This is a genomic window from Acinetobacter sp. TUM15071 (assembly GCF_008980925.1).
Taxonomy (GTDB): domain Bacteria; phylum Pseudomonadota; class Gammaproteobacteria; order Pseudomonadales; family Moraxellaceae; genus Acinetobacter; species Acinetobacter dispersus.
The window spans coordinates 104,014-118,273 of sequence record NZ_BKGB01000008.1; the positions used below are offsets into that span (position 1 = coordinate 104,014).

Consider the following 14,260-nt stretch of genomic DNA (forward strand, 5'->3'; position numbering starts at 1 on the left):
TCACGTATCCTTTAGGACAAATTTGAAATACGATGCAAAAATCTAAAGTTATCTGGTCAGTTTCAAAAGCAGTTGGAATCATTGCCATTGCATTGCTCCCAACACTGGTTTCAGCAAAGACTATTTTAATTTTAGGTGATAGCCTGAGCGCAGGTTATGGCATCGATGTAAAGCAAGGCTGGGTTCAATTATTACAACAACGCCTAGACCAACAGTATCCGAAACAGCACAAAGTGGTCAATGCAAGTGTCAGTGGCGAAACCACCAGCGGTGCCTTAGCAAGACTTCCGAAGTTATTACAAACTTATAAACCTGAAGTAGTAGTCATTGAGCTTGGCGGTAATGATGGATTACGTGGTCAACCGCCACAAATGATTCAAAAGAATCTCGCTCAATTGGTACAACTAAGCCAAAAACAGAAAGCCAATGTTTTACTGTTTGGTATGAAAATACCACCGAATTATGGGACCGCCTATAGCACAGCTTTTGAAAATAATTACAAAATTGTAAGCCAGCAATATAAAGTGAAACTGTTGCCGTTCTTCCTTGAAGGTGTGGCTGGGCAGAAACATCTAATCCAGAATGATCAAATCCACCCCAATGCCAAAGCACAACCAATTATGCTGAATGTGGCCTATCCTTATATTAAAGGCGCTTTATAAGCGCCTGTATACAAGCTAATGCCGCTTAGCCGATATTTTTCTTAAAATACACCACACGTTCAGTTTCATGAAAACCGAGTGCTCGATGCATTGCATGGCTAATCGTATTGTCAATCGCTGCATCTGAAGCGAACTCAGTACACGCAAATTGTTTCGCCCACTCCTCTACGTACTGAACTAACTGGCTCGCGATGCCTGAACGTCGATATTCAGGTAATACATAAATCCCTTCAAGAAAAGCCACGGGTGAGGTTTGCGTACCATTCACATATTCATGCCGAATCGATGCTTCCAACATTGCAATTGCTTGTTGGCTATCGGTATAAGCCAATAACTGTAAAGTATCGGTTTGTTTAAGTAGCTGATGCATTTCTAATAAATGCACATCGTCATGATCAGGCCAGAGTAAGCTTCTTAATGCTAGCCAATCTGATAATTGTGATTCAGATATCGGCATAATATTCATAGTAAAGCTGCTCTTTGATTGAAACATCCACATTTTATCAACGATGGATATAAAGCATGAATGATAAAATAATGGCGAGTTTCTCAACTCGCCATCAGCTTTAAAAATCAAAAAAAGTTACTTCACCCGTTTCAAGCGAATATTCTGCACCGACGACAATCATTTTACCTTTTTCAATCAGGCTTTCCAGCACGGCAGAACCATGACGAAGTTGATTCACTGAAGCAAATACATTGGAACGAACTGCATGTGCAGAAAGCTTTTTCAAATCATTTTTCAATTCAGTTTGCATCAAAATTTCAACTGAAGGGCGAACACGATTCACAATCGACATTAAATTAGATGAAGGCGGGTGATCAGGGTGCATCAAGGTATCAATCGTGGCCTGAATCGCACCACAATGACTATGTCCTAATACCACCACAACTGCACAGTCATAACGTTCTGCAGCGAACTCAACACTTCCAACCTGTGAAGGTGCAACAATATTTCCTGCAACACGAATCACGAACAAGTCACCCAAACCTTGGTCAAACACCATTTCTGCGGGTACACGTGAATCAGAACAGCCTAAAACAATTGCAAAAGGATTTTGATCACTTGCCATCTCGGCACGTTCTTGGTGAGACAACAATTTTTGTTGAACTGCTTCTCCTTTTACAAAACGGGCATTACCAGCTTTTAAACGTTCTAATGCTTCTTGTGCGGTGAGCATGCGTGTATCCATTTGTGATTGAGCTAGGCAAACAGTTTAATGTGCGCCTGTTTGAAAGTCACTGACAAAAACAGAATCTCTCAATCAAACTCGCACTCTTTTCATTGAGAAAATCGTAGAAAATTGATGATTTCATTGGCAAGAATTTCCATACATCTGTAAATTATGCAAATGACTCCTGTAGCGTCTTCCCTAATAATCAATGTGTTTAAAAATAAATCAAGGACAGAACAATGAACATGAGAAATCGATTTCCCTTCCCCTTTCGTAACACCTTAACCGCTGCGTTACTTGCATGTAGTTTCACAACAGTTGCGATGAGCACGACGCAAGCTGCGGAAATTGAGATGAGCTTTCAGAATGTTCTGCAACAAGAACGTGCATGGGCTGGTCTGCAAACCAAGACTTTAAAAGTGGGTGATATCACATGGTCGTATAGTGAAGGTGGGCAAGCAGGAAAACCTATCGTCATTTTGATACATGGTTTAGCAGGGAGTCGCGACAACTGGAACCGTGTCGCACGTGCACTCACAGCAAACTATCACGTGGTTATTCCAGATCTGCCAGCCAGCGGTGAAACACAAGTTCCGAAAGACTTTGATTATTCAGTTCCAAACGTGACAGAAAAATTGCGTCGTTTTGTCGAAGCGGCTAACCTCACAGGACCAGCGCATGTTGCAGGTCATTCATTGGGTGGCTCAATTGCAATGCTGTATGCAGGTCAATATCCATTTGAAACCAAAAGTTTGTTCTTGATTGATGCAGCTGGTGTTTATAAGTCTGCCACCACCCCTTACCTAAAAGATCCAAATCAGTTGAAAAACATGATTGTGAGTAAGAAAGGTGACTTTAATTTCTTAATGCAACAAGCCATGTATACACCACCTTTCATTCCTAAGGAAATTGCTCAAGCCCAAGAGAAAATGATGATTGGTCAGGTTGAGCAAACTCAAAAGATGGTTGATCAAATCATTGCCTTGAATAAGCTCTACACACCGGACTCATTTGCCTTATTGGCGCGATCAATTGATGCGCCAACGCTCATTTTATGGGGCAAACAAGATAAAATTATCAATGTTGAAGTTGCACCTGAGTTAAAATCACTGATGAAAAATGCGCAAGCACCTGTGATCTTGGATAATGTTGGACATATGCCAATCTTGGAAGCAGATCAATTGGTGGTTCAGCAATATTTACCATTTTTAAGCAAGATTCAGGCGCAAAAACCTGCAACTGCGCCATCACCATAAATTTGATGAATAATTTGAGATTTTATGTCTAAACAACCCATGATAGAACAACTGATTGATGCTCAACTTGATTTTCTTGACGCTGAGTTTGCACAAGCAGAAACCATTCAACTTGAGTTTAAACAGTTCTATCATTGGTTGCGTTTACAACAGCTACAGCATATTTGGTCATTTGAACAAATCTTTGAGCTGATCGAAAAACAAATTTTAGCCACACCTGCCAGTGCATTCTTGATTGAACAAATTGCGGAACACATTCGCTTTGCCTTGATTCACCCCATTAATGATCAAACCACTATCGAAGATGTTATTCCTGTACTGACCATCGACTCAATCGCCCAGTATGTAGCGAGTAAGAGTGGACATCGCCAACGCTTGATCAAAACAGTGGTAAACAACCTGGCCTTTTCTGCATTGATTACCCAACTGATTCAGCATTCTATTCAAGATTATTTAGATAATTCTATGATGTCTAAACGTGTTCCAGGTGTTGGACATTTTATGAAAATGGGGAAATCGGTTTTAGAATCAGTGACTGATTCCAATCTAAATGAAACAATTGGACATTACCTGCAAAAAAATATTTTAAAAATCAGTCAAATGAGTGAAAAAGTCTTAAATCAGCATTTTAATGACAATAAGCTCTACCATTTTCAAGCCAATCTCTGGCATAAAATTAAAGTCATGCCTTTATCAGTTTTGCGTAATTATGTCGAAGTACAAGATTTGCCTAAGACCGTGGGCATGGGACATGAAATTTGGGAATATATCCGTCAAACGCCTTACCTGAAACAGCAAGTGCATGATGGCGTCTATGCATGGTATGCACGTAATCAGGAACGAACTTTTGACCTGTTATTGCGTGATCTGAATATCGATGAAGAGTTGATTGAAAATGAACTGAGTCATCTACTTAGCCCTGTTTTACAGCAAGTGATTACAACTGGTTATTTAAGACAACGCGCGCGCGCGTATTTAGAGAAGTTTTATTATTCAGAAGCAGTCAATCAAATCTTAAATAAGGAAGGATAAGGCATTTGCTGCCCTATCCTTCCTTTACTGTCATTTAGAAGCTATACGTCACGCCAAGATTGTAACGGCGACCATCTAGTACATAATTATAGGTTGCTGTATCAATCTCTTTATCAAATAAGTTATAGATCCCCGCTGCAACAGCGATATTTTGTGTTGGCTTATAATTTACGCCTACATCCACCATGGTATACGCAGGTTTACCTTTCGCCATCGCAGTACGACTCAAGTAATCAGAGGTTTTACTACGATAATTGACACGCCCCCAACTTGAGAACTGATCATTAATTTCCCAGTCTGCCGTAGTGTTAAACATGTGTTTTGGCATTTCATTTAAAGGCTTGCCTTTATTCACACCACTCTTTTGTTCGGTGTCAGTGAAGGTATAGTTCGCACTCAAATTCACATTAGGGAGGACTTTCCAACCAAAGGTTGCCTCTGCACCACGCATACTAGCCTTATCAACGTTCTCACGTAAGCTGACAAAATCGAACTTCTCACCCAACCAATCACAACTCAGTGATCCAGATGCTCCCTGGCAGGTTCTAACCTCAGTGATTTTGTCTTTAAACTCACTATTAAACAGCGTCAATCCTACTGTCAGGCTATCCAAGTCATCCCAGTTGAAAGAAACTTCATAGTTAACACTTTTCTCAGGTTTTAGATCAGGATTCCCTACAATCACGCCTTTACTCTGACCACCACCCGTTGCTTGACCCCACTCTGCAACTGTGGCACGAAGTGCTGGTGTTTTATAACCTGTAGAAACACCCCCCTTAATCACCCAATTATCATTGAGTCCCCAAACCCCATATACTTTCGGACTCCAGTGATCACCAAATTTTTCATCTTTATCTAAACGAAGAGATGTAGTTAGGGTGAAATCATCGACAATGTTCCAAGCATTTTCGGCAAATAATGCCCAACTGTAACGATCAAGGTTTGAAACAGGTTTCGCTCCACCCACGCTTAACTGGTTGCCTTTATCATCTAATTCTTCTTTTAAATACATACCACCAAAGCTCAAGCTATGACGATCAAAGTTAATTTTATTGATGGTATTAAAGGTGGTGTTCGTCGCTTCCATATTGCGTGATGGATTTTCATTTTCCTCACGTTGAATATATGAATGCGTCTCTACAGCACCAATCTTGCCACGATGGGTTAAGCTATATTCAGTACGATAATAATCAGTAAGCGAATTAGCAGGTTTGTTTCGTCCGGTTTGTACTGGAGAAATGCTCTTTCCAACCGTTGCATCTCGATTTTGAATTGAACGTTGATATTCTAAATCAATAGTGTGATCATCGTTCGGTGTTAGGCTAAATGCAGCCCCGCCCGCACGAATTTTTTGCTTACTATAGCCACCATAGATTTCATCTTCATCACGCTGCGAATACAGGCCATTGGCTTTAAAAGACAAGAGATTGGCGATCAAAGGGCCTGCAATATACGCATTGGTTTGATATTGATTACCTGATTCAGAATTTTCCTGCAATGTGGTATCAAGCTTGATTGATCCAGTCCACTCAGTAGCGTTTTTCTTGGTAATGATATTAATCACACCACCCATTGCGTCTGAGCCATATAAACCAGACATTGGACCACGAATCACTTCAATACGTTCAATCGCACCAATATTTGGCAACCAACCCTGCTCAATCCCCGAATTATCGCTATTTGGTCGTACAGAGCGGGTATTTACTTTTTTACCATCAACCATAATCACGGTATAAGCACTGCCCATACCACGGATACTAATATCGCTTGAACTGCCCCCACCTGTGACCACCACTCCTGGCACGTCTTTAAGCGCATCCGTCACATCACGATACGCTTTTTTATTGATTTGTTCTTGTGTCAGTACCGAAATCGAAGCTGCCGCTTTTTTAATATCTTGTTCAAAGCCGCTTGCAGTCACAACAATCTTGTCTAATTGCACTGCATCTTTATTGGTTTGAGTTTCTGCTGCATGTGCAACGGTCATCATACCGCTCAACACAGAAATTGTGAGTAGTGATTGACGTACGATTGTATTGGACATATTCCCACCTGATTCAGAAAAAATCTTAAAATTTGCTTAAAAATTCATGAGAATTCTAACAAAAAACAAATAAAACTCAATAAAAATGATAATTATTATTATTTATAAATTCACTTTGTTTTGCATACATCTATTTATAGAATAAGGAAAAATCATCTCAGTTTTGATTAAAAAATAAAAAAGCCCTCGAAAGGGCTTTTAAAAAATACAGTAAATTTCTAGCAATTATTTAAAATAAGCGCCTTCTGCTTGTGTATGATCGGTTTGATCCACTACACGCTGTAATTCAGGCACATGCTGTCTTAAAGTGGTTTCTACACCTTGCTTCAAGGTAACATCAATCGCAGAACAACCTTGGCAACCACCACCGAATTTCAATACAGCAGTTAAACCATGTTCTGGATCATTATTTACTTCAACCAAACTACAATTACCGCCATGTCCTTCTAGACCTGGATTAATTTCAGATTGCAGTACATAAGTAATACGCTCTTCAATTGAAGCATCTGGGCCGACACGCGGTACTTTCGAGTTTGGTGCACGGAATGTTAATTGACCACCAAAACGATCTTTGTTGTAGTCAATTACGGCGTCAACCAAATACGGAATTGATGGTGCATCAACATAAGCAGGAAAATTAGGATAATCCTGTTTATAGTCTGTCGGCACCACTTCTTCAGGTGCGCTATATGCCATACAACATTCAGCACGTGGAGTACCTGGATGCTCTACAAAAACACGAACGCCAATTCCTGGGGTATTTTGCTTTGCTAATAAATCACCTAAATACTCTTGTGCAGATGGAGTAATTAAAAGGTTTGGAATTTCTTCTGCGACAGCAGTGTTGGTGTTCTCAGTCGACATAACAATAATCCTCAAGCTGATGTCGTTATATTAACCGAAGATGGAGGGTAATAAAAAAAAATCAACCATTTTTGTAGGAATTCTATGCAAGAACATTGTTTATTAAGTTTTTAATGGCATTATTGCTTAGACACTGATCAATTTAAAACCTATATGTTACATCTACCCTTTGGTCACACTGTGACTCTTATCATTATTACTGTTGCAATCTCCTTATTGGCCTTCTCCAATCAGGCGGTGATGAACCGTTTGATCTTTTGGCCTCCTGCAATGCAACGCGGGCAATATGACCGTTTTATCACGCATGGTTTCATTCATGCCGATGGGACGCATCTATTGTTTAATATGATCACGCTGTTTTTCTTCGGCAATATTATCGAAAGCTTCTATCGTCAGTTTTTCTATGACATGGGCTTTGTTTTGTTCTATTTGGGCGGACTCATTGTTGCGATTCTACCGAGCTATCTGAAACATCGTCATGATGCACGATGGGCGAGCTTAGGTGCTTCTGGTGCAGTTTCAGCGGTACTGTTTGCCTATATCCTGTTCCAGCCTTGGAACTTGATTTTTGTGTTCTTCATTCCCGTTCCTGCGATTATTTTTGCCATTTTATATGTGGCTTATAGCATCTGGTCAGGTAAACGCGGCAATAGCAATATCAATCATAGTGCGCATCTCTGGGGTGCTGCCTATGGTGTGGTGGTGACTATCATTTTAGAGCCACGGGTCATTCCACATTTCTTGAATCAACTCACCAAAATCCCATTTTAAATCATCTTGGAAATAAGCCCCTGTATTGGGGCTTTTCTTTTTTTAAGATTAATAATTAAATTTTAATTATTTTTATCATAAAAATCATCTCTCTAAACTCGCCATAATTCTTCTATAAAATTAAGTCGATTCTAATGTCTCGTAATAGCCTTCTTAGCACACTCTCCATTGCACTTTTTAGCCTTTCAATTTCAGCTTGCAGCAATAGTGATTCCGATGATTCAAATACTGTGGTTGAAACCAAGAAACAACCCAACATTTTATTCATCATGGCAGATGATTTAGGCTATTCAGACTTAGGCGCTTTTGGTGGGGAAATTCATACCCCGAATATTGATGAACTGACCCGAGCAGGTCGCATTTTAACGGATTACCATACTGCCCCGACCTGCTCACCGACCCGCTCACAATTAATTTCGGGAACTGACCACCATTTAGCAGGTATTGGCGCAATGGCGGAGCTTAAACGTGATAAGCCTCACCTCGAAAATCAACCAGGTTATGAGGGCTATTTAAATGAACGTTCGCTTTCGATTGCAGAAGTGCTGAAAGACAACGGCTATCGAACCTATATCAGTGGTAAATGGCACTTAGGCTTGACCGATGCAACCAACGCACATGCCAAAGGATTCGATCACTCATTTACGCTATTGCAAGGTTTAGACCTACATTTCAAACAAGCACCGAGCGCCTACAAGCGTAATGCCTCATATACAGAAGATGGTAAACCAGTTCCGATTTCATCCTTACCTGACGATTTCTTCTCCACCAACTATTTCACCGACAAACTGATCAGTTATCTAGAATCAGGTAAAAATTCAGGTAAACCGTTCTTTGCCTATGCCGCTTACACCGCACCGCATTGGCCTTTACAAGCACCTGCTGAATATCGTGATCGTTATCGTGGTGTTTACGATGCTGGCTATGATGTGATTCGCGATGCACGCATAGCCCGTCAAAAACAACTCGGATTAATTCCAGCAAATTTTAAAGCGGCAGAACCAATCGCCACGCAAAATGCACCTCAAAAATATGGCAAGTGGAATGAGCTTTCAACCGAGCAAAAGGCGCTTGAAGCACGCAGAATGGAAATCTACGCAGGTATGGTCGAAAATCTGGATGCCAATATTGGTCGAGTGATTCAGTATCTAAAACGTAATAACTTATATGACAACACTTTAATTTTCTTTGTTTCCGATAATGGTGCGGAAGGTTTTATTCGTGGCAATTACGGTGCCGAAGCAGGTTTTGATAACAGCGTTAATAACGTCGGGACTTCAAGCTCTTATCACTATGTTGGACCACGTTGGGCGGAAGTCAGCGCGGCACCATTCCATCTCTGGAAAGATACTGCGGGTGAAGGTGCAACCACCGCACCTGCCATTGTAAAACTGCCATACCAAACCAAGGCCCAAGCAACTCATCATGGTTTTGCCTCAGTCTTGGATGTGTTCCCAACCGTGCTCGACTACGCAAATATTGCCGTCCCACAAGGTCAATACAAAGGCCGTCAAATCAATACGCCAAGCGGATATTCTTGGAAACCCGTACTCGACAATAAAGCCCAAGCCATTCGCCCAGTCAATTTTAGCTTTGCCGATGAATTACATGGCAGTAAATATGCACGTCAAGGAGACTGGAAAATTGCTTTACAAGGTACTCCTGAACTAGGTACAAGAACCTGGGAACTATACAACTTGAAAAATGATCGAGGTGAAACACAAAACCTTGCTCAAGATAATCCTGCCAAGTTACAAGAGCTGGTGGATGTCTATAACAAATACACCCAACAAAATGGTGTTAAGGAATATTTCCTTAAATGAAGTGGATTATCTTTTTAGTTTCACTGAGCAGCCTGTCCCTTGTGACAGGCTGCAGCAAAGTTAAACCTACAACCACTCATCCACATACACAAAACAGCACCGAGACTCAACTGGGCTCATTGCAGCAATGCCAACAGTATTCTGGTTTACCCGAAGCATGGCAAAACAGTAAAACCGCTGGGATGGTATGGGTTCCTAAAGGTTCATTTCAATTGGGTTCAAACTTAGCCTACCCTGATGAGCTGAATTTTGGCAAACCACAACGCCAAGTAGCAGGTTTTTGGATCGATCAAACCGAAGTGACGGTTGCCCAGTTTTCCAGTTTTGTTAAAGCAACAGGCTATGTCACTGATGCGGAAAAACAGAAACAAGCTGCAGTATTTTCTCCTGATGTGAATAACCCAAATCAATGGTGGCAACTAAAAGCAGATTACACATGGAAAACACCGAATGGTATAGCAGGCCAAGCCCCTCTTCCCTCTGAACCAGTTCGCTATATCACTCAAAATGATGCTGAACACTATGCCGTTTGGTTGGGACGGGATTTACCTACAGAACAAGAATGGGAATACGCAGCCAAGGCTGGTTCGAAAACCGATACCCCTTTACACCAAGCACCACAGGATGCCCATCAACATCCACAAGCCAATTATTGGCAAGGTGAATTTCCTTTCAATAATACGGTTGAAGATCATTTTCAAAGTGTCGCACCCGTCGGCTGTTATCCTGCAAATGCTTTTAAGCTGTTCGATATGATTGGCAATGTCTGGGAGTGGACCTCATCTGTTTATCACGGCGCACATGATCAGCACATGGGCAATTATGCAGAACTACGTCAACAAAACAGCACCGCAACGCAATATGTACTTAAAGGCGGTTCTTTTCTATGTGCTTCTAACTTTTGCGCCCGTTATCGAAATAGTAGTCGCTATCCGCAAGAATTTGATTTGGCGGCAACGCATGTCGGATTTAGAACGGTTTTACGTACAGCTGAATGATACAAATCTATGTTAAAAACCTGCATCCTTCAGCTAGCTGAAACCTACTGATCGATTTACAGTAGAAGGGAAAGCAATAACAATAGGATGCAAGGATGAAAATAATACTGCTCTGCTTCAGCACTTTACTTACATTCGGCTTATCAGCCTGTGCCGTACATACCCCACATGGCAGCGTAATTGTTGATCCAGACAACCATCATGATGGTCGTGGTGATTTCTGCCCTCCAGGACAAGCCAAAAAAGGACGCTGCTAAACCCCAATATGCCTAAACGTGCTATTGCGTTTAGGCATATTTCGTTCAAAGCTGATTTAACTTTAAATACTCATTTCATCTGATAATTGCATAAGAAGTCACATTTTTTTAATTTAATAATTTCATTTAGTTAAAATCCATATAAACTATATGGAATATATTCTATTTTTCGATGGGATTTTAGATGACTCTAAGCCAACACAGCCCAGTCGTGGATATCTTGAATAAAGTTCAGCATGCTGATGATTGGATGATTTTCTTAGAGCAACTGAATCACTATTTTGATGTGCAAGCTTCGCAATTGTTGGCTGTTGACCTTGAAGTCCAAGCACTCTCCTTTAGCGTCCATCACGGTGTGAATTTTGACTCCAATCAACTTGAACAAGCCGCACTGACCCAAATCCGCTTGGCCATAGATGATGATCCGCGTTTAAAGAAAATGCTTTTGGGACCAATGAAGGGATGGATGCATTGCACTCAACATTTTCAAGAACATGAAATTATTCAAACCCAAGTATACCAACGGGTGCTACAGCCTCTGGATTTACGCTTCTGTTCAGCCATCCAAATCATTTATGATCATAAAGTCTGTGTATTACTTGCCTTTCTCACTAGCCCTGAGCGTGGTGCACTAAGCTGTACTGAACTTCAGCCGATATATGAAATTTTGCCGATCGTGCAACAAAAGATTCAGCAATATCGTCATCATTTTGAATATTCCACCATGACCCTGCTTGGGTCACAGTTAATTCAAAAAATGAACCAACCCATTGCGATTATTAACCTTAATGGCGATATTTTAGAGATCAATTCCGAAGCTCAGCAATTACTACAAGATCACCAACAGATTCAAATCCAACAGCGTCGTTTTGTTTTGAATGAACAACATCAGCAACAATTTGACCAGAATCTGATTGAACTCGAACGACATTATAAAAACAATCCAGAGCAGACGAATCATAAACGTTCAAAAGTCATGCTGCTCGATCAACACTTATTCTTAACGCTAGATTTACTCAGCCCAGAAAAAAGCCATAAGATTTTTGGCCTTCGCCCAGTCTTACTTGCAACCTTCTCTGGATTAAAACAGAAGCCAAAATATCAAAAAGACATTTGTACCCAGCTGTTTATGTTTACACCTGTTGAACATAAAATATGTGAGCAACTTCTAGAAGGAAAAACCACCAAAGAAATTGCTCTTTCACATGAAATTCAAGCAGATACGGTGAAGAAGCATCTGCAATCAATTTTCAAAAAAACCCGAACACATCGCCAAAGTGAGTTGATACAGCTATTAATGCAACTTTTATAAAAATTGAAAATAAAAACCCTAGGCAATCTCTGCTGGGAATGCAATGACCTGATCAATTTTGACCTGATTCATGGCAACCATGAGTAAACGATCAATACCCAAAGCAATACCAGAACATTCAGGCATATGGGGTAAAGCTGCCAATAAATGCTGATCCGTTGGAATCACCGCCAACCCTTGCTTTGCACGTTCTGCATTATCTGCCTCAAAACGAGATGCTAGAATTTCAGCATCTAATAACTCATCATAGGCATTAGCCAACTCTAAACCTTCAATATAAACTTCAAAGCGAGCTGCAACGGATTCACCATCCTCATCCTGTTTTACTTTTGCCAGTGATGCCATTTCAGGTGGAAAATCGGTCAAAAATACAGGTGCATCAAAGCCTAGACTAGGTTCGACAAAGTGCGAGAATAACAGGTCCATATAAGCTAGACGATCATCACCCAAATCAAGATTAAGCCCAACACGATTGGCTGTATCTTTGAGTTTTTTCAAACTCGCTTGCAAAGGATTAATATCCAAACGATCCTGAAAAGCATGCTTATAACTGAGAACAACTGGACGAATATCGCCAAAACGATGTGCCAAACAGCTTTCTAACAGATCTGCAGTTTCATGCATCAAGCCCTTTAAGTCTAATCCCGGTCGATACCATTCCAGCATCGTAAATTCACTATTGTGCTTACGCCCATGCTCATCATCACGGAACACTTTGCAAATTTGATAGATTGCCCCACTGCCACTGGCCAATAAACGTTTCATTGGAAATTCAGGCGAGGTCTGTAAATATTGAGTATTTAATTTGCCGTGAATATGACGCTGTACTTGCACAGAAGCCAAATGTACATCGGTCACACCTGCCTGAGACAGAATTGGTGTTTCTACTTCCAGCACTTGCCGATGTGCAAAGAATTGACGAATCTTGCTGTACATCTCAGCACGCGCTTTTAAGGCCTCAAGTGAACAGGTCGGTTGGTAGCTTTTCATATCTTGACTCATGCTTTTGGTCCACCGTGGGCAGCCCATTCACGGCGTAAAGGATAATTTTTACGGAGTAAATCAAATGCTGTTTGCTCTACCTTACCTGCTTGTACACAAGCTCGTAGTTGCTGATCATCAGCAGCAATATCATAAATCTGAGTCAGATGTTGTCGAAGCGCAGCTTTTAAATCCTGCTGCCCGAAATATTGTTCCACCTGAGGCAATTGACTCTCAAAATGCTTCGAGGCTTCATAAGAGAATTTATCGCAAAAAGCTTGATAGATCATCTGTGTGCCTCTGGCCTTCCCTTCCAGACTATAACCCGCAATATGTGGCGTTGCTAAGGCCAATAAATCCAACAGTTGCTCAGAAATTTCTGGTTCAAACTCAAATACATCGAGAACGACTTGACGCTGCGTGGTGATAATATCTGCCATTAATGCACCTTGTTCAATGACAGGTCCACGCGCACTATTGATTAAAACAGCAGAGGGTTTCATTGTAGCCAAAGCAGCCGTATTAAATAAATGCTGCGTCGGGAAATCACCCGATAAGGTCAAAGGCACATGAATTGAAATTGCATCGGCACGTTTTAATAGCTCAGTAAAAGAGACATTTTCAATACCGTCTAATTGCACATAAGGATCATAGCCAATTACATTCCAACCGAGGAGTTGTGCCATCACAGCAAGTCGACTGCCGACATTCCCTAAACCAACAATGGCTAAAGTAAAGGCTTTATTTTTTTCTAAAAGATTGATGTCTAAATGTAATAACGCGGTAATCACATATTCTGCAACAGCTTGCGCATTACAACCCGCTGCATTACTCCAGGTAATATGTTGTTGTTCTAAGGCTTGAATATCAAGATGATCGGTTCCAATAGTGGCACTGCCTACAAACTTAATTTTACTCTGATCAATTAAGGCATGGTTTACTTTGGTCACAGAACGAACTAAAAGTGCATCGGAATCCTGTACATCCGCATGGGTCAGGGTACGCCCTGCTCGGTGCTGTATTTCTGCAAATTCCGCAAAGAAATAATCGGTAAATGCCAAATTTTCATCTGCGATAATTTTCAT

The 14,260-nt window shown here is 40.9% G+C and carries 14 protein-coding genes; 8 read left to right on the forward strand and 6 right to left on the reverse strand.

Translation table 11 applies throughout. The features are described from left to right. Positions 1 to 32 precede the first annotated feature (32 nt). Positions 33 to 662 carry an arylesterase gene (locus GBI66_RS09645; protein WP_005184194.1) on the forward strand — a complete coding sequence of 210 codons (630 nt, stop codon included), beginning with the start codon at positions 33 to 35 and terminating at the stop codon, positions 660 to 662. Between the two features lie 25 nt (positions 663 to 687). Here GBI66_RS09645 and aac(6')-I read toward each other — a convergent pair whose 3' ends face one another. Beyond that, on the reverse strand, positions 688 to 1,128 hold the full coding sequence (gene aac(6')-I, locus GBI66_RS09650; protein WP_151715935.1) for an AAC(6')-Ighjkrstuvwx family aminoglycoside N-acetyltransferase: 441 nt from the start codon (positions 1,126 to 1,128) through the stop codon (positions 688 to 690). A 100-nt stretch (positions 1,129 to 1,228) separates the two neighbouring features. Then, positions 1,229 to 1,843: a carbonic anhydrase gene (locus tag GBI66_RS09655; protein ID WP_005145019.1), complete on the reverse strand. Its 615-nt coding sequence runs from the start codon at positions 1,841 to 1,843 to the stop codon at positions 1,229 to 1,231. 233 nt (positions 1,844 to 2,076) lie between these two features. Between GBI66_RS09655 and GBI66_RS09660 the strand changes: the two genes are divergently transcribed. Together GBI66_RS09660 and GBI66_RS09665 are read left to right on the forward strand one after the other, a co-directional pair. Next, the gene (locus GBI66_RS09660; protein WP_005184202.1) at positions 2,077 to 3,093 is read left to right on the forward strand and encodes an alpha/beta fold hydrolase; all 1,017 of its coding nucleotides are present in this window, start codon (positions 2,077 to 2,079) and stop codon (positions 3,091 to 3,093) included. Positions 3,094 to 3,117: 24 nt separating this feature from the next. Beyond that, positions 3,118 to 4,125: a hypothetical protein gene (locus tag GBI66_RS09665; RefSeq protein ID WP_151715936.1), complete on the forward strand. Its 1,008-nt coding sequence runs from the start codon at positions 3,118 to 3,120 to the stop codon at positions 4,123 to 4,125. Between the two features lie 34 nt (positions 4,126 to 4,159). Here the strand turns inward: GBI66_RS09665 and GBI66_RS09670 are convergent, their stop codons facing one another. Together GBI66_RS09670 and nfuA are read right to left on the reverse strand one after the other, a co-directional pair. Beyond that, on the reverse strand, positions 4,160 to 6,169 hold the full coding sequence (locus GBI66_RS09670) for a ligand-gated channel protein (RefSeq protein ID WP_151715937.1): 2,010 nt from the start codon (positions 6,167 to 6,169) through the stop codon (positions 4,160 to 4,162). A 225-nt stretch (positions 6,170 to 6,394) separates the two neighbouring features. Beyond that, on the reverse strand, positions 6,395 to 7,033 hold the full coding sequence (gene nfuA, locus GBI66_RS09675; RefSeq protein ID WP_004652044.1) for a Fe-S biogenesis protein NfuA: 639 nt from the start codon (positions 7,031 to 7,033) through the stop codon (positions 6,395 to 6,397). A gap of 153 nt (positions 7,034 to 7,186) precedes the next feature. Between nfuA and GBI66_RS09680 the strand changes: the two genes are divergently transcribed. The 5 genes from GBI66_RS09680 (at position 7,187) to GBI66_RS09695 (ending at position 12,194) form a co-directional block, all read left to right on the forward strand. Beyond that, complete coding sequence (locus tag GBI66_RS09680) at positions 7,187 to 7,804, forward strand: rhomboid family intramembrane serine protease (protein WP_004652042.1); 618 nt, start codon at positions 7,187 to 7,189, stop codon at positions 7,802 to 7,804. Positions 7,805 to 7,938: 134 nt separating this feature from the next. Continuing rightward, positions 7,939 to 9,627 (forward strand): arylsulfatase, encoded by a 1,689-nt coding sequence (locus GBI66_RS09685; protein WP_151715938.1) that lies wholly within the window; start codon positions 7,939 to 7,941, stop codon positions 9,625 to 9,627. Further along, positions 9,624 to 10,625, forward strand: a complete 1,002-nt coding sequence (locus GBI66_RS09690; RefSeq protein ID WP_151715939.1) for an SUMF1/EgtB/PvdO family nonheme iron enzyme — start codon at positions 9,624 to 9,626, stop codon at positions 10,623 to 10,625. The genes GBI66_RS09685 and GBI66_RS09690 overlap by 4 nt, the downstream gene beginning before the upstream one ends. Positions 10,626 to 10,720: 95 nt before the next feature. Continuing rightward, positions 10,721 to 10,882 carry a hypothetical protein gene (locus tag GBI66_RS19455; RefSeq protein WP_005184220.1) on the forward strand — a complete coding sequence of 54 codons (162 nt, stop codon included), beginning with the start codon at positions 10,721 to 10,723 and terminating at the stop codon, positions 10,880 to 10,882. Positions 10,883 to 11,066: 184 nt separating this feature from the next. Next, entirely contained in the window at positions 11,067 to 12,194 is a 1,128-nt protein-coding gene (locus GBI66_RS09695; RefSeq protein WP_151715940.1) for a helix-turn-helix transcriptional regulator, read from the forward strand. Positions 12,195 to 12,212: 18 nt separating this feature from the next. Here the strand turns inward: GBI66_RS09695 and epmA are convergent, their stop codons facing one another. After that, on the reverse strand, positions 12,213 to 13,196 hold the full coding sequence (gene epmA / locus GBI66_RS09700) for an EF-P lysine aminoacylase EpmA (protein ID WP_151715941.1): 984 nt from the start codon (positions 13,194 to 13,196) through the stop codon (positions 12,213 to 12,215). Beyond that, complete coding sequence (locus GBI66_RS09705) at positions 13,193 to 14,260, reverse strand: 4-phosphoerythronate dehydrogenase (protein WP_151715942.1); 1,068 nt, start codon at positions 14,258 to 14,260, stop codon at positions 13,193 to 13,195. Before GBI66_RS09705 ends, epmA begins: the two co-directional genes overlap by 4 nt.